The sequence below is a fragment of the Mesorhizobium sp. M0016 genome, assembly GCF_040324035.1.
Classification (GTDB): domain Bacteria; phylum Pseudomonadota; class Alphaproteobacteria; order Rhizobiales; family Rhizobiaceae; genus Mesorhizobium.
In genome coordinates, this window is record NZ_JAMYVM010000017.1 from 99,422 (window position 1) to 114,113 (window position 14,692).

A 14,692-nucleotide genomic window follows, 5' to 3' on the forward strand; every position below is an offset into this window, starting at 1 on the left:
AGGATTTTGGCACGGCCAAAGCTCGCGGGGTCGGTTGAGACGTGCGCTACATTGATAGTCTCTATCAAAACTGGAACAGGCTATCGTTGGCTTGGCAGTTCATCATAGTCGGAAGCATTGGGCTATTGTCGCTGATGCTGGTCGTCGGCCTATGGGTCACCTCGCAAATACGAGATGGAGTGATCCGCAACTCTGCAAGCACGACCGCGCTTTACGTCGACAGTGTCATCGCGCCAATCCTGCCGGATATGCGCAAAAGCCAGCAGCTCAGCGACACCGTTAAACGGGCACTCGATGAAACCCTGGACCAGGGTGCGCTCGGCAAAAAACTGGCGTCCTTCGTGCTTTGGCGGCGTGACGGCAAGGTCCTGTACGCCAAAGACGCGGCTCTTATCGGCCAGACTTTCGAGCCAAATGCAAACTTGCTGCATGCCTTCGGCGGAAACGTGGTGGCGCAATTCAATGATCTGGACGAAAATGAAAGGAAGGAACGGAAGAGCCCCACCGCCTCGCTGCTCGAGATCTACAATCCGGTTCGAGAGCCGTGGTCGGGCGATGTTGTGGCCGTTTCCGAGTTCTACGAGATAGCCGACGATCTTCAGGGCACTTTAAACTCGGCACTATGGTCGAGCTGGCTGCTCGTGGCTGGCGCGACGGCGGTCGCCTTGGCGATGCTCTCGGGAATCGTGCTTCGCGGCAGCAGCACTATCGAAACGCAGCGTTCAGCGCTTGAGACACAAGTGGCGGAACTTCAGTTGCTTTTGGAGCAGAATTCCGCTTTGCGGGAGCGCGTCCAGCAGGCGTCGCGCCGCGCAACGGCAATCAACGAACGTTACTTGCGTCGCATCGGGTCTGATTTGCATGACGGTCCAGCTCAGCTCGTCGCACTGGCTGCGCTGCGCATGGACAGCCCTCTGCTGCTCGATCCCGCCGCATCCCCAAGCCACCGCAAGACCGAGATCGCCGATATCCATCATACGTTGGATGAGGCGATGCGGGAGATCCGCGCCATCTGCACCGGCCTCGTACTGCCACAGATCGAAGCTTCGACAGTCGCGGAGATATTGCGGCTTGCGGTTGCCGAACATGAACGCCGGACGGCCTCCTCCGTATCGCTTTCACTGCCATCTCGCCTGCCCGACCTGGGGACGTCCGAGAAGATAAGCATCTTTCGCTTCGCGCAGGAGGGGCTGAACAATGCCTGGCGACACGGTCTGGGCAAGGGGCAGGCTGTCAAGGCGCGAGTGACGCAGGGCAAGCTCCTCATTCAAGTGCTTGATCACGGCCCTGGATTCCAGTCGGGATCGTGTGAAGGGCTTGGACTCGCCGGTATGAGGGAACGTATCGAAAGTATCGGAGGTCACTTCGAGACCTTTTCGAGCCCCAGGGGGACCCGGCTGACCATAACGCTCAACATCGAGGACCAGAAATGACCGCTCCCATAAGGATTGCCATTGTTGATGATCATCCGCTGTTTCGCGAGGGTGTGGCTCGCAGCCTCGCCGAAATCGGCGGCTTCGAAGTCGTTGGTGCGGGCGAAACCGCGGCGGATGCCGAACAGCTTGCGGCCTTGGCAAATCCCGACATATTGCTGCTCGACATCAGTTTGCCGGGAGGGGGCTTAGCGGCAGCGGAAAATATTCTTGCAACTCAGCCTGACTGCAAGATCGTCATGCTCACCGTCTCGGAGGCGAACGCCGATCTGGCAACGGCGCTCAGGCTGGGCGTACGCGGATATGTGCTGAAAGGGATTGGGGCGGCATCGCTGGCCGAGGTGCTGACTTATATAGCCGCAGGAAAAAAATATGTTTCGCCGACCCTGTCAGCGCAGCTTTTGAATGAACTGATCCGGCCGGAAAAGCGCACAACCGATCTCGTTGCCAATCTCTCGGGACGCGAGCTTGGGATAATCTCCTTGGTAGGCGAAGGACTGAGCAATAAAGAAGTCGCCAAACGTCTCAACCTGCAGGAGAAAACGGTAAAACACCACATGACTCGGATATTTCAAAAGCTAAAGGTGCGAAACCGCACCGAAGCAGCCATTCTTATGCATGCGCCCAAAACGGGTCTTGTATAGGGAGATCGGGGCTTGTCTGAAGGTCGGATGCTGGTTGGCGAACCAACAGTTACAGCCCTTTCAGACGAGCAATGTCGGAGGCCCTTACGGCGCGTTCGACAATTGTCCTTCCAAGCGGATCCTTCATAGTGAAGCGGCCGGCCTCGATGCTTTCGCTGAATCCATCGCGATGCACGACCTGGATTTTGGCGCCCTGTACCGTCACCGTGTCGCCAGCGGCATTGACTTGGCTACTGGGAGCTTGGCTACCGGGGGCGTTGTCGCCGGCACCATTTTTTCCCTTTCCGTTGGCGTTGCCATTCCCGGCGTTGCCGCCTGAGCCATTACCGTTACCACTACCGTTGCCACCACCGTTACCATTGCCATTGTTTCCGCTCTTGGCGCTGGCAGCGGCGAATTCGATCTTGTAGCCGTCGACATGGCTCAACCGCAGACCAAGCACCGGCATCGTCACCGCAACCGCCGCCACTACGCGCAAGCTAAAGTACGCCCAGCGACGCACGGATGAAAACAGGGGCTGCCTTTCTCCATTCATGCCACCATCACATCATGACGTGTCACGGTATTCAAGAATGAACAGCCCAAAATTGCGGCTTACAAACGCTGAGGAAACTCTCCTTTCGTGCTTTCAGCTCGATTCTCAGACCTTCGTCTGAGTCAAATATACACCGAAGTCTGACCTACTGATCTTGGCCGCGCCGACGGATGTCGCAATAAAATCCGCGGTGACAAGGCTCGTCACCGGTAGGGATCGGCAGCGAGGCGCGAGCGCCTGCGGCACGTAGACGCTCGCGGCAGGTCTCCGGCATAGGGTTAGCGCATGGTCGCCGTCGAAGCGGTAGCACATGCCGTCCTTCCCCGGATTACGATCAGGCGCGATTGGCGAAGTCGCGGACAACCCGTTGCAGCAGCGGCATGTAGTCGCGAAATGCCCGGGTTTTCATATTGGCGATCTTGCCGGCCTCGTCCCAGATGCGAACCCGAACCGCTTCCTCGTGGAACGGGTTCTTGCGGAACTCGGCCACCTCTTCGGCATTCATCGGCCCGCCTTGCAGCGACAGCGTGTGGACCGAGGCCTGCGACAGCCTGCCGAAATAGGTCGGGTCGGTAGCGCAGAGGTAGCGCTTGGCCGCCACATGCAGCCTGACGCATTCGACGATCACCGGTGGAAAGAACGGCGCCAGCACCTCGCCGCCGGCTTCGTCATGATGCTTGTCCTCGACATCGTCGGGCGAATAGGTGCCGAACTCGCTGGTGTAGTGGCCGATATCGTGCAGCAGTGCTGCCGCCACCAGCACATCGGGCGCGCCGTCCTTTTCGGCGAACCAGGCGCCCTGCAACATGTGCTCCGACATGGTGACGGGTTCGCCGAGATAGGATTCCGCCCCTCGGCGTTCGAAAATATCGGCGATGAATTCGACGATGTTGCCCGCGTTCAAATCCTGACTGCTCATTCCGCGGCTTCCTTGAACTCGTGTTCGATCGCCGACAGCGTCGACAAAAGGCCATCCTTGTCGGCGTAGCAGCCCTGCAGCCAGCGCTTGCCGGTGCCGGAGAACGCCTTGCGGGCATGCATGACGCGGGTGTTGTCGACGATGAAGGCCTCGCCCGCCTCGAGCCTGAAGGTGACTTCGAAGGAAGGATCCTCGATCAGTTCGGCAAACCGGCGATAGGCGGCGTAGTAGGCCTCCATCTCCGCGAACGGCACATCGACGGTCGGCGCCATCGAGCGGTTGTTGAAGCGGATGGCGATGAGTTCGCCATCCGGCCCGAGCTCGATCATCGGCCGCTTGGCCTGCAATCGCACGCCCGACGACCCCGCATATTCGAAACGCGCCGGGTATGAACTCAACAGCCGGAAGCCTTCGGGGTTTTCGGCCTGCAGCGCGGCCGCCACGGTAAAACCATCGACGACGCTGGATTCGCCGCCCTCCACGGTGTTTTCGATGCAGGACAGGATCTGCAAGGTCGGCACCGGATCGCGATAGGGATTGTCGGTATGCGCCTGCAGGCCAAGATTGGTGTAGGCCAGATTGGTTGGATTGACCTCGGCGCGCACCTCGAACCATCGGCCGTAATTGGTCTCCCTGATATAGCCGAACAGATCGGACACTTTGCACAGCGCCCCGGATTCGGGCGGCAAATCGTCCATCACCGCGAAGCCGTAGGTCTTCACCGCCGACAGCCATTGCCGCAAGACGGCGCGGTCCCGGCTGGCAGCGAGATAGCCGGCGCGCGGCACCGAATTCTGCATAGAGGCCCTGGTCCATCGCACGGTGCCCTCGCCTGTCCAGCCGGGCTGTCGGGCGGCATCGCGGTCATAGGCATTAGCGCTCAGCCATGCCGCAGGAAAGCGCACCGTCTTTCCCTCCGGTTCGAAACTGACTTCAAGCGCATCGCCCTTGATCGCGGCTGCGCCGATCCATGTCTGCACGGGAATGTCGAGAATGGTGATCAGCCGCTGGCCGTTGCCGGCGCTACGCGTCTTGTCGTCGAGCGCATTGTCGCGCAACCACACTGCGTGAAAGCGAGTGCGCGCGCCGTCCTTCCACCCGAGGTCGATCGTTCTTCCTTCGTCGCCGATCAGCACCTGGCTAAGCATGGGGATCCGTTCCTGTCCGCAGCGCCCCGCAGCCAACTCCGCAGGGTTTCCGGTTGCATCGTGATGATGTCGAAGGTATAACTCAAATTATCATTTTGCAGCCAGAGGCCCTAAACGGTTTATGACTGAAACAACCTTGCCCTTGCCCCCGCTTGACTGGCTGCGGAGTTTCGAGGCCGCCGCGCGGCTGTCGAATTTCACCGCCGCCGCGGCCGAGCTTGGCCTGACCCAGGCTGCGGTCAGCCAGCACATCCGTTCTCTCGAAGAGCGGTTGAAGCAGCCGCTGTTCATCCGCCTGGCGCGCGGCGTCGAATTGACGCCGGAGGGTGCCGCCTACCTGCCGCATCTGCAATCGGCCTTTGCCGTGATCGCCAACAGCACGCGCGAGCTGTTCGAACCCAAGACCGTCCAGAGCGTGACGATACGCTCGCCGATCTCGTTTGCCGTGCTGATGATCGCGCCAAAGCTGCCGCAAATGGCCAAGGACCTGCCCTTCGTCCAGCTGCAGATCGAGACCATCCACACACCGGCCGATTACGGCGAGCGCTTTGTGGGTCTCGACATCCGATTCGGCATTGGCTCCGGCTCCTTTGCCGGACGGCAGGCCGACCGCCTCACCCGCGAAACCTTGACGCCGATGGTGTCGCCAAATATCGCAAAGGCCAAGGATTGGACAGGATTGCCGAGACTTACAGTGGTCGGCGCGCGGGAAATGTGGGGCGAGTGGTTCGCCGTCGCCCGGATGAAGCCGGCGCTCGGGCCCACGCACAAATTCGACAGTTTCGTTACCGCACTGGAGGCGGCGAAGCACGGCGCCGGCATGGTGCTGGGATCGCGACCGTTGGCCGACGCGGCACTGCGCGAAGGATCTCTCGTCACCCTGTCCGGCTTTACGCTGTCGAGCGGTGCCGGCCACTATCTGACCGCACCTTCGGGCGCGCATCTGAGCCCGGCCGAAGAAGCGGTCCGCCGCTGGTTCGCAACGGTCTTCGGCGTCCCGATTTCCCGATAAGCCCCTGAATACGCGGCAAACTATTGGACGACGTGACGCGGCGCATAATTTGTCGCGATACTGCGCCAGGCCGGACGTCAAGCTTCGGCAGGGTTCCGCTCGCTAAAGGCGGCCAGGAAAAATCGCGGAGGAAATTCAATGCTCGACAAGGCCCCCAACAAGAAGCTTTCCGACCTGCTCGATCGCTTCGGCGCGGCACTCGCCGCCGGCGACATCGACAAGGCGGTCGCCTGCTTTCAGGAGGATTGTTTTTGGCGCGATCTCGTCAGCTTCACCTGGAACATCAAGACCATGGAAGGCCGCGACCAGGTGCGCGACATGCTGGTGAGCCAGGTGGCGAAAACCAACCCATCGAACTGGGAGATCGCCAAGGGCGAGGACGCCACTGAAAACGATGGCATGCTCGACGGCTGGATCAGTTTCGAAACGTCCGTGGCGCGCGGCTTCGGCCACATCCGGCTGAAGGACGGCAAGATCTGGACGCTGCTCACCACCATGGTCGAGCTCAAGGGCCATGAGGAGCCGGCCGGCTTCGACCGCCCGCTCGGCGCCAAGCACGGCCATGGCAAGAACCGCCCGACCTGGAAGGAGGAGCGCGAGAAGGAGGCCGCCGAACTCGGCTTCAAGACGCAGCCCTATACGCTCATCATTGGCGGCGGCCAGGGCGGCATCGCGCTCGGCGCGCGGCTGCGGCAGCTCGGCGTGCCGACCATCATCGTCGAGAAGAACGAACGGGCCGGCGACAGCTGGCGCAAGCGCTACAAATCGCTCTGCCTGCACGATCCGGTCTGGTACGACCATCTGCCCTATATCGACTTTCCCAGGAACTGGCCGGTCTTCGCGCCCAAGGACAAGATCGGCGACTGGCTGGAAATGTACGCCAAGGTAATGGAGCTGAACTACTGGTCGTCGACCGAGGCCATGAGCGCTGTCTATGACGACAGCAAGAAGGAATGGACGGTGGTGGTGCGCCGCGACGGCAAGGACATCACGCTGAAGCCGAAACAACTGGTGCTGGCCACGGGGCAATCCGGCAAGGCCAACATGCCGAACTTCAAGGGCATGGACACATTCAAGGGCGACCAGCATCACTCCTCGAAGCATCCGGGACCCGATGCCTATGTCGGCAGACAAGCTGTCGTCATCGGCTCGAACAACTCCGCCCACGACATTGCAGCAGCCCTTTGGGAGGCCGGCGCCGACGTCACCATGGTGCAGCGCTCGACCACGCATATCGTCAAGTCGGACACGCTGATGGAGATCGGCCTGGGCTCGCTCTATTCGGAAAAGGCGGTCGCGAGCGGCATGACCACCGCCAAGGCCGACCTCGTCTTCGCCTCCCTGCCCTACAAGATCCTGCACGAATTCCAGATCCCGGCCTATGCCGAGATGAAGAAGCGGGACGACAAATTCTACAAGGGCCTGGAAAAGGCCGGCTTCATGCTTGACTGGGGCGATGACGGCTCCGGCCTGTTCATGAAATATCTGCGGCGCGGCTCGGGCTATTACATCGATGTCGGCGCCTCCGACCTGATCATCGACGGGTCGATCAAGCTGAAAAGCGGTGTCGACGTGAAGGAGATCAAGGAGCACTCCGTTCTGCTCTCCGACGGATCGGAACTGCCGGCCGATCTCATCGTCTACGCCACCGGCTACGGTTCGATGAATGGCTGGGCGGCCGATTTGATCTCACGGGAGGTCGCCGACAAGGTCGGCAAATGCTGGGGCCTCGGCTCCAACACCACCAAGGACCCAGGCCCCTGGGAAGGCGAGCTGCGCAACATGTGGAAGCCGACGCAGCAGGAGGCGCTGTGGTTCCATGGCGGCAATTTGCACCAGTCGCGCCATTACTCCCAGTTCCTGGCGCTGCAGCTGAAGGCGCGCATGGAAGGCATCGCGACGCCGGTCTACGCGCTGCAAGAGGTTCACCACAAGGCTTAGGCAGCGCCGCCGATGCGCTTCCAGTAGATGAGCGTGCCCGTCAGCCCGCCATGCGGTTTCAGGGCAAAGTCCGGTATTTCGCCAGTGAGCGTGAAGCCGAGTTTTTCGTAAAGGCCGGAAGCGCCCTCCTCGGTTGCGGTGTCCAGCACCAGAAGCGTGCGGCCTTTCTCGACGGCGAGCGTTTCGGCCGCCCGCATCAGCCGGCTCGCTATGCCCTTGCCGCGGTGTTCGACGCGGGTCATCAGCTTGGCGATCTCGGCCCGGTGCGGCTGATTATCAGGAAAGTCGAGCAGCACGGTCACGGTGCCGACCAACGCGTCGCCATACCAAGCGCCCAGCACCGCTCTTTCGCCTCTCTCTGCTGCCATCAACGAGTTGCTCCAGAAGGTTTCCGCCGCTTGCCTGGATAAGGGATGCATGAAGCTGACGGAGCCGCCGCCCGCGACCGTCTCGATCAGGAGGTCGGCCAGCCTGTCGCGTGTTTCCGCAGTCAGCGACCTGATTTCGATGGGACTCACCTGCACTTTCCCTTGCTAATCCAGACGCGCGACGCGGCGCGGCTTTCGTCTCGCCTTGATCGCGGCGATGCGATCTGTGTCTTTCGGCTGCAGATGCAGCCCGCGTTCGAGGATTTCGAGCGTGTATTCCTCATAGGTCAGGCCAAGCCGCTCGGCCTTTTCCATGCGCATCAGCATCACGTCACGGCTTGGCGCCTTCCACGCCTTGGCATGCGCTGCCTGCCAGGCCAGGAAGATGTAGGGATCGCCCTTGCCCCATGGCGGGCCCTTGTAATCATCGAGCGGCGGTCCGCCATTGTCGGAGCGCTTGGGACGTCTTGCCACGATTTCAGCCCCTGACCAGCGCAACCAGATAGTCGGCCGGCTGCGGTCCGACGGCATGGAACGTGCAGTCCGACGGCGCGCCGAGCGCCAGGCAGTCGCCGGGCTCGAGACTATGCGCCATATCACCCTCGGTGAACTCAAGTCGCCCGGAGATCAGCCACATCTGCTGCTTGATGAAGGCATAGGACGCCGCCGGGAAACTCACACTGGCGCCAGCCGGCAGTTGCACCCGGATCAATTCGAGCGGCGTGTCGGAAACCGGCGACAGATGCCGACGGACATAGCCCGTACCGGGGTCGCGCCAAACCGGCTGCTCACTCTCGCGCAGCAGGCCGCCACCTTGCTGCTCGGCGCGTGCTATCAGCGTCGACAGCGTCATGCCGAAAGCAGCGGCGATGCGCACCAGCAGCGCGGCCGTCGGGCTGGTCATGCCGCGCTCGATAGTGCTGAGCATGGCTTTGGAGACGCCGGAGCGGTTCGCCAGGTCGGCCAACGACCAGTCCCGCAAGGCTCTTTCGGCGTGGATTCGTCTGCCTATCGTGGCCGACATGTCATTCGCTATATCAGTCATTCGTCCAATATATCGAATATTTGGATTCGGAAAAGAGGCCGGCCGGTTGAATTTTCGCTGACGGGTTAACCCCTGCTACACCATCCCGCATCACGCCACCTTAACCCCGTCTGTGTAGGATCGACGCTCCACGAGAATGGGGATCGGATCGTATGTTTGTCGAGCGCGAAGCCTCCGTCGGCGAACCGACCTCGCAGGAGCGCCGCCGCGCAGAGCAGAGCGACAAGCGCATTCTCGGCAACGTCGTGCAGTGCGACGGTGCGCGCGCCACCATCAGCGCCTATGCCGACGACATCGAAGGCGCGGTCACCGGCCTGTGGACCGTCGGCAAGATGATCTCCATCAATCTCGGGACATCGCGCACCGTTGGTCTGGTCTACGAAATCGGCAAGTCGGATCGCGCCTGGAGCAATGAGGGACAAAATCCCATCGAGGTCAGCGTCGAACTAATCGGCGAAGTGCGCGACGGCGCGGAGCCCGGCGCCAAACCGGTGTTCGACCGCGGCATCACCACCTATCCTCATATCGGCGCCATAGCGCACCGCATCCGTACCCGTGACCTGCAGGCGGTCTACGACCTCGCCGGGCGTCATTCCATCACCATCGGCACGCTGTCGCAGGATGAGTCGATCGACGCCAACATCGCCATCGACGACACGCTGGCGCGCCATTTTGCCGTTGTCGGCACAACCGGCGTCGGCAAATCCACCGCCATCTCGCTGCTGCTGCGCAAATCGATCGCCGCCCGGCCCGATCTGCGAATCCTCATTCTCGATCCGCACAATGAATTCGCGGCATCCCTGCCTGAGTTCTGCGTCCGGGTCGATTCCAAGACGCTTGACCTGCCGTTCTGGATGTTCAGGCTCGAAGAATTCGCCGAAGTGCTGTTTCGCGGCCGAGAGGTCGTGCCGGAAGAAGTCGATGTCCTGCGCGACCTGATCCCCGCCGCCAAGAACCTCTATCGCAATCCCAATTCAGGCTCTTACGTGCGCCGCGGCAGCGATGCGCTGACCGCCGACACGCCGGTGCCCTACCGCATGGTCGATCTCATCAAGCAGATCGACGAGCGCATGGGCCTCCTGGAAAGCAAGAACGACCGCCCGACGCTGAAATCGCTGAAGACGCGCATCGAGTCCGCCGCGTCCGACCCGCGCTATCGCTTCATGTTCAATTCGCGACTGATCGAGGACACGATCCACGAGACGATCGGCAATATTTTCCGTGTGCCGCATCATGGCCGCCCGGTGACCTGTTTCGAGATGGCCGGCATGCCGTCCGAAGTGGTCAACTCCGTCTGTTCGGTGCTGGCGCGCCTGGCCTTCGACCTTGCGCTGTGGAGCGAGGGCCGGCTGAAGCTGCTGTTGCTGTGCGAGGAAGCGCACCGCTATATGCCGGCCGATCCGCGCCTAGGCTTCGCCCCGACAAGGCATGCACTGTCGCGCATCGCCAAGGAAGGCCGCAAATATGGCTGCTATCTCGGCGTCGTCACCCAGCGCCCGGGTGAACTCGATCCGACCATCCTGTCGCAATGCTCGACCTTCTTCGCCATGCGGCTGGCCAATGAGCAGGACCAGGCGATCATCCGCTCGGCGATCGCCGATTCCTCCGCCTCGACGCTGGCCTTCCTGTCCTCCATGGGCCAGCGCGAAGCCATCGCCTTCGGTGAAGGCGTGGCGACGACCATGCGGCTGAAGTTCGAGAAACTGGCGGAGAACCTGATCCCCGGCACCGCCAAGCGAGAGCAGGACGAGTTCTCGCAGGACGGCAACGACGTCGATCTCGCCGCCATCGTCGAGCGGCTGCGCAACGTCCCGAAACCGCAGCAGCAGATGGCCTTCGCCGAGGTCGTGGACTCCGGCCGCCAGGCCGGCGATCCCGATTACCGCAAGCCGGCCACCGCACAGCGCGTCCAGCCCGACGACGATTTCGACCTGCGCTACGGCCTCAAGCCCACAACCTTCGGCATGCGCCCGCAGAACGATTGACCTTCAGCGTAGCGACTTTTTTGCCGGCCAATTGAGAAGCCGCCGGAGCGCCAGGGCTCGGCTTCGTTGGCCCGCTTGGGTAAATCACGCCAGAAAATTCGTCAGGCTGAGTCGGTTGGTGTCGACTTCGAGAACCGGAGCGGAGCGGACATTGAGTCCGTGAGCACCGGCCTACGCCGGCCGTAGCCATAGCTGCCGCCACCACCTCATGAGTGCTTCGGCCGGCGAAGGCCGGAAGCGCAGAAGACGGCATCAAACGGCCAGCCTCACGGATTTAATGCCGGGATTTTAGGCGCAGACGCGGTTGCGGCCTTGCCTCTTCGCCTCGTAGAGCTGGCGGTCGGCGCGGCGGTAGAATTCCTCGGCCGTTTCCTTCCGATCCCAGACGGCAAGACCGACACTGGTGGTGATCTTGAGGCGGACATTGCCCGACAGCACCGACATGTTGGCAATCGCCTTGCGGATGCGTTCGGCGAACTTCCCCAACAACTCCGCGTCCATGTTGGGGGTGACAACGGCGAACTCTTCGCCGCCGAGCCGCGCCACCACGTCGTGATAGCGCGTCATGCCTTTGAGGCAATTGGCGACTGCCCTCAGCACCTCGTCGCCGACATCGTGGCCATGCGTGTCGTTGACCTGCTTGAAATGATCGAGGTCGAGGATCATCAGCCCGACGGGCTTTTCGATGCGGCGGAATTCCTCGAGATATTCCTTCAGCGCATCGTCGAAATAGCGCCGGTTCTGCATGCCGGTAAGGCCGTCGGTCAATGCCGCATGCTGCAGCGTTTCCGAGCGGGCGCTGAGCGAAACCGTCATGGCGCGCAGCTTGCCCTCTTCCGTCGCCTGCCTACGGATCAACGGGTAGATGAAGAACACGCCGAAGAACAGCGCTGTCGCCAGCAGCACCCCGGTGACAAACAGCAGCGTGTTGAGATAAGCGATCCGCTCGACCCGGGAAGTCGTATCGTGACCGACCGCGATGGACTGCAATTGACCATAGGCATAAAGCGTCACCAGGCCTGCGGCCAGGATCACGAAAATAAAGACGAAAAATGCGGATTCCGCCTTGTGGAAACGCATCTGCTCCCCGTTGGAAAAGTACCCCCCGGATCTATGGCATGCCGGCGCCTTACGGACGGTTAATCCAGACAACCGGAGCGGGAATGTTCATTCCTACTTCTGTTTCTTTAATTGTATTAGCAGCACGAAAATCAAATCACGGCTTGCAGGCCGTCGCCGGGCTGCAATCGCAGCCATTCCGGTCCCAGCTGATGGCGAAACCACGTCGTTTGCCGTTTGGCATATTGCCGCGTCGCTGCCTTGCAGCGCTCGATGGCCTGAGGAAAGCTGATGTCACCGGCCATGGCGGCCGAAAGTTCGCGAACGCCGATCGCCTTCATCGCCGGCAGCTCGGGATCGAGGCCAAGCGCCGCAAGCCGTTTGACCTCATCGAGCGCGCCGAGATCGAGCATGCGGTCGAACCTTGTTTCGATCCGCTCGACAAGGGCGGCGCGGTCCGGCTCGATAACGAAGAACCGAGCGCTGTCGCGGTCGATCAGCGGCCGGCCGCGCGCTGCCTGCCATTCGAGGATGGAGCGGCCGGATGCATCGAGCACCTCCAGCGCCCGCACGATGCGCTGGCCGTCGGTCGGCTTCAGCTGCATGGCGACCGCCGAATCCTCATGCATCAGGATGCGGTGCAGCTTGGCTGCGCCTTGCTCCTTTAACTCGTAGCGCCAGCGGTCGCGTACCTGCTGCGGAATGTCGGGCATTTCCGAAATGCCCTCGGCAAGTGCGCGAAAATAGAGCCCGGTGCCGCCGACGAAAATCACCGGACGTTCAAAGGCGGCGTCGTCGGGCTGTCGGGCGAGCGTGCCGTCATCGATCAGCTTCATCACGTCGCGCAGCCAGGCGCCGGTGGAATAGGCGGTGGAGGGATGCACATGGCCATAGAGAAAGTGCGGCGCGCGGCCGAGTTCGGCGGCGCTCGGCCGCGCCGTCAGCACATCGAGCACCGAATAGCCCTGCATGGAATCGGTGTTGACGATGACGCCGCCCTTGCGCTCGGCGAGATCGAGCGCCAGCGCCGACTTGCCGCTGGCTGTCGGCCCGGCTATCAGGATCGCGTTCTTCACGCGGCCCTCGCCCGCCTGCCCGCCCTCGCCTAGCTGCTTGGAAGTCTCGATGCCGCTCATTGCCACGCTTGTGTCCCACCCCCTCCGCCGCGCGATGTCGGCCTCGCTTGCGAATATCGCCTCACGGTCGGTCGGTGCAAGCGCTGTTCGCTGGCTGGGCGAAGGCGTCGCCTGCGATCTGGTGTTGCCCGAGGGGGCAGAAGCCGCTGAGGCAAGTGCGGCCTTGCGCACAGCACTTGGTTCAGAGCCGGTCGACGTGATCGTTCAGCAGGCCAAAAGCCGCCGCAAGACAATCCTGCTTGCCGATATGGATTCAACCATGATCGACCAGGAATGCATCGACGAACTCGCCGACGAGATCGGCGTCAAGGACCGCGTTGCCGCCATCACGGCACGCTCGATGAACGGCGAGATCGCTTTCGAGCCGGCGCTGCGTGAACGCGTGGCGCTGCTGAAAGGCCTCGATGCCGCCGTCGTCGACCGCATCATCGCGAACCGCCTGACGCTGGCGTCGGGCGGCCGCGCTCTGGTGCAGACGATGCGCGCCAATGGCGCCTGGACGGCGCTTGTCTCCGGCGGCTTCGACGTCTTCACCAGCCGTGTCGCCGCCATGCTCGGCTTCGAGGAAAACCGTGCCAACCGCCTGATCGAGGAGAACGGGCGCTTTGCCGGCCTGGTCGCCGAGCCGATCCTCGGCCGCGCCGCCAAGGCCGATGCGCTGAACGATATCTCGGCCCGCCTCGGCCTGACGCCATTCGATGCGATTGCGGTCGGCGACGGCGCCAACGACCTCGACATGATCCGCCTGGCCGGCACCGGTGTCGCACTCCACGCCAAGCCGGCCGTTGCTGCCGAAGCCAAGGTCCGCATCGACCATGGCGATCTCACCGCGCTGCTTTATCTCCAGGGCTACCGCCAGGAAGAGTTCGCCCAATGAAACCGATGCGCACCGAGCGCCTCATCCTGCGCAACTGGGAAGACCGCGATCGCGAACTCTTCCACCGCATCAATTCGGACGAGCGGGTGATGGAATTCTTTCCGTTCCGCCGCGACCGCGCCGAGACGGATGCCAAGATGGACGAGTTTCGGGGCTGGATCGCCGAGGACGGCTTTGGTTTTGCCGCCGCCGAGATCGCCGCGACTGGGGAATGCATCGGCTTCGTCGGTCTCTTAAAGACCGATCACGTGCCGTCCCTGCCTTCCGATACGATCGAGATCGGCTGGCGGTTGGCGCCGGAATTCTGGCGCAAGGGCTATGTCACGGAGGCCTCCGAAGCCTGGCTCGCCTTTGGCTTCGAAACGCTTGACCGCGACGAGATCGTCTCCTTCGCCGTCGCGGCCAACCGCCGCTCGACGGCCGTGATGGAGCGTCTTGGCATGAGCCCTGACCCGGCTCGCGATTTCGACCACCCATCCATCCCTGACAGCCACCCGCACCTCAAGCGGCATGTCCTCTACAAACTGTCGCGCACGGACTGGCAGGCACGAAAAAGGGCGGCTCGCTAGCCGCCCTTTCCCTGAAGACAA

At 62.1% G+C, this 14,692-nt stretch carries 15 protein-coding genes; 7 read left to right on the forward strand and 8 right to left on the reverse strand.

What is annotated here, in order from left to right; genetic code table 11:
* Positions 1 to 41 precede the first annotated feature (41 nt).
* Positions 42 to 1,433, forward strand: coding sequence for a sensor histidine kinase (locus NKJ88_RS22685; RefSeq protein WP_023690914.1), 1,392 nt, complete (start codon positions 42 to 44; stop codon positions 1,431 to 1,433).
* Entirely contained in the window at positions 1,430 to 2,077 is a 648-nt protein-coding gene (locus tag NKJ88_RS22690; protein ID WP_023682079.1) for a LuxR C-terminal-related transcriptional regulator, read from the forward strand. The genes NKJ88_RS22685 and NKJ88_RS22690 overlap by 4 nt, the downstream gene beginning before the upstream one ends.
* A 49-nt stretch (positions 2,078 to 2,126) precedes the next feature.
* Here NKJ88_RS22690 and NKJ88_RS22695 read toward each other — a convergent pair whose 3' ends face one another.
* The 3 genes from NKJ88_RS22695 to tmpA form a co-directional block, all read right to left on the reverse strand.
* Entirely contained in the window at positions 2,127 to 2,612 is a 486-nt protein-coding gene (locus NKJ88_RS22695) for a hypothetical protein (protein WP_352445561.1), read from the reverse strand.
* A gap of 334 nt (positions 2,613 to 2,946) precedes the next feature.
* Positions 2,947 to 3,531, reverse strand: coding sequence for a (R)-1-hydroxy-2-trimethylaminoethylphosphonate oxygenase (gene tmpB, locus NKJ88_RS22700; RefSeq protein WP_352445562.1), 585 nt, complete (start codon positions 3,529 to 3,531; stop codon positions 2,947 to 2,949).
* Entirely contained in the window at positions 3,528 to 4,679 is a 1,152-nt protein-coding gene (gene tmpA / locus NKJ88_RS22705; protein WP_352445564.1) for a 2-trimethylaminoethylphosphonate dioxygenase, read from the reverse strand. The genes tmpB and tmpA overlap by 4 nt, the downstream gene beginning before the upstream one ends.
* A 121-nt stretch (positions 4,680 to 4,800) precedes the next feature.
* On the opposite strand from tmpA, the gene NKJ88_RS22710 reads away from it, so the two are divergent.
* Both NKJ88_RS22710 and NKJ88_RS22715 read left to right on the forward strand, forming a co-directional pair.
* Entirely contained in the window at positions 4,801 to 5,691 is an 891-nt protein-coding gene (locus NKJ88_RS22710; RefSeq protein WP_352445566.1) for a LysR family transcriptional regulator, read from the forward strand.
* 138 nt (positions 5,692 to 5,829) lie between these two features.
* Positions 5,830 to 7,632: an NAD(P)-binding domain-containing protein gene (locus tag NKJ88_RS22715; protein ID WP_352445567.1), complete on the forward strand. Its 1,803-nt coding sequence runs from the start codon at positions 5,830 to 5,832 to the stop codon at positions 7,630 to 7,632.
* Here NKJ88_RS22715 and NKJ88_RS22720 read toward each other — a convergent pair.
* Genes NKJ88_RS22720 through NKJ88_RS22730 form a run of 3 tightly spaced genes read right to left on the reverse strand, consistent with a single transcriptional unit; the run spans position 7,629 to position 9,045 of the window.
* Entirely contained in the window at positions 7,629 to 8,150 is a 522-nt protein-coding gene (locus NKJ88_RS22720; RefSeq protein ID WP_352445568.1) for a GNAT family N-acetyltransferase, read from the reverse strand. The two genes, NKJ88_RS22715 and NKJ88_RS22720, sit on opposite strands and share 4 nt — an antisense overlap.
* 15 nt (positions 8,151 to 8,165) lie before the next feature.
* Positions 8,166 to 8,474, reverse strand: coding sequence for a hypothetical protein (locus NKJ88_RS22725; RefSeq protein ID WP_352445570.1), 309 nt, complete (start codon positions 8,472 to 8,474; stop codon positions 8,166 to 8,168).
* A gap of 4 nt (positions 8,475 to 8,478) precedes the next feature.
* Entirely contained in the window at positions 8,479 to 9,045 is a 567-nt protein-coding gene (locus tag NKJ88_RS22730) for a helix-turn-helix domain-containing protein (protein WP_352445572.1), read from the reverse strand.
* 152 nt (positions 9,046 to 9,197) lie between these two features.
* On the opposite strand from NKJ88_RS22730, the gene NKJ88_RS22735 reads away from it, so the two are divergent.
* Positions 9,198 to 11,030 (forward strand): ATP-binding protein, encoded by a 1,833-nt coding sequence (locus NKJ88_RS22735; protein ID WP_023668338.1) that lies wholly within the window; start codon positions 9,198 to 9,200, stop codon positions 11,028 to 11,030.
* 288 nt (positions 11,031 to 11,318) lie between these two features.
* Here the strand turns inward: NKJ88_RS22735 and NKJ88_RS22740 are convergent, their stop codons facing one another.
* Together NKJ88_RS22740 and miaA are read right to left on the reverse strand one after the other, a co-directional pair.
* Positions 11,319 to 12,110: a GGDEF domain-containing protein gene (locus NKJ88_RS22740; protein ID WP_023690907.1), complete on the reverse strand. Its 792-nt coding sequence runs from the start codon at positions 12,108 to 12,110 to the stop codon at positions 11,319 to 11,321.
* A gap of 131 nt (positions 12,111 to 12,241) precedes the next feature.
* Entirely contained in the window at positions 12,242 to 13,225 is a 984-nt protein-coding gene (gene miaA, locus NKJ88_RS22745) for a tRNA (adenosine(37)-N6)-dimethylallyltransferase MiaA (protein WP_023733841.1), read from the reverse strand.
* Here miaA and serB point away from each other — a divergent pair.
* Positions 13,215 to 14,102 (forward strand): phosphoserine phosphatase SerB, encoded by an 888-nt coding sequence (serB, locus tag NKJ88_RS22750; protein ID WP_352445574.1) that lies wholly within the window; start codon positions 13,215 to 13,217, stop codon positions 14,100 to 14,102. The genes miaA and serB overlap by 11 nt on opposite strands.
* Entirely contained in the window at positions 14,099 to 14,671 is a 573-nt protein-coding gene (locus NKJ88_RS22755) for a GNAT family N-acetyltransferase (protein ID WP_023744631.1), read from the forward strand. Before serB ends, NKJ88_RS22755 begins: the two co-directional genes overlap by 4 nt.
* Positions 14,672 to 14,692 lie beyond the last annotated feature (21 nt).

Excerpts from the sequence above, each read along its gene's own strand:
- NKJ88_RS22730 (WP_352445572.1), bottom strand. The coding sequence starts at position 9,045 with ATGACTGATATAGCGAATGACATGTCGGCCACGATAGGCAGACGAATC.
- tmpA (WP_352445564.1), bottom strand. The coding sequence starts at position 4,679 with ATGCTTAGCCAGGTGCTGATCGGCGACGAAGGAAGAACGATCGACCTC.
- miaA (WP_023733841.1), bottom strand. The coding sequence starts at position 13,225 with ATGAGCGGCATCGAGACTTCCAAGCAGCTAGGCGAGGGCGGGCAGGCG.
- NKJ88_RS22715 (WP_352445567.1), top strand. The coding sequence starts at position 5,830 with ATGCTCGACAAGGCCCCCAACAAGAAGCTTTCCGACCTGCTCGATCGC.
- NKJ88_RS22695 (WP_352445561.1), bottom strand. The coding sequence starts at position 2,612 with ATGAATGGAGAAAGGCAGCCCCTGTTTTCATCCGTGCGTCGCTGGGCG.
- NKJ88_RS22690 (WP_023682079.1), top strand. The coding sequence starts at position 1,430 with ATGACCGCTCCCATAAGGATTGCCATTGTTGATGATCATCCGCTGTTT.
- NKJ88_RS22710 (WP_352445566.1), top strand. The coding sequence starts at position 4,801 with ATGACTGAAACAACCTTGCCCTTGCCCCCGCTTGACTGGCTGCGGAGT.
- NKJ88_RS22735 (WP_023668338.1), top strand. The coding sequence starts at position 9,198 with ATGTTTGTCGAGCGCGAAGCCTCCGTCGGCGAACCGACCTCGCAGGAG.
- NKJ88_RS22740 (WP_023690907.1), bottom strand. The coding sequence starts at position 12,110 with ATGCGTTTCCACAAGGCGGAATCCGCATTTTTCGTCTTTATTTTCGTG.
- tmpB (WP_352445562.1), bottom strand. The coding sequence starts at position 3,531 with ATGAGCAGTCAGGATTTGAACGCGGGCAACATCGTCGAATTCATCGCC.
- serB (WP_352445574.1), top strand. The coding sequence starts at position 13,215 with ATGCCGCTCATTGCCACGCTTGTGTCCCACCCCCTCCGCCGCGCGATG.
- NKJ88_RS22755 (WP_023744631.1), top strand. The coding sequence starts at position 14,099 with ATGAAACCGATGCGCACCGAGCGCCTCATCCTGCGCAACTGGGAAGAC.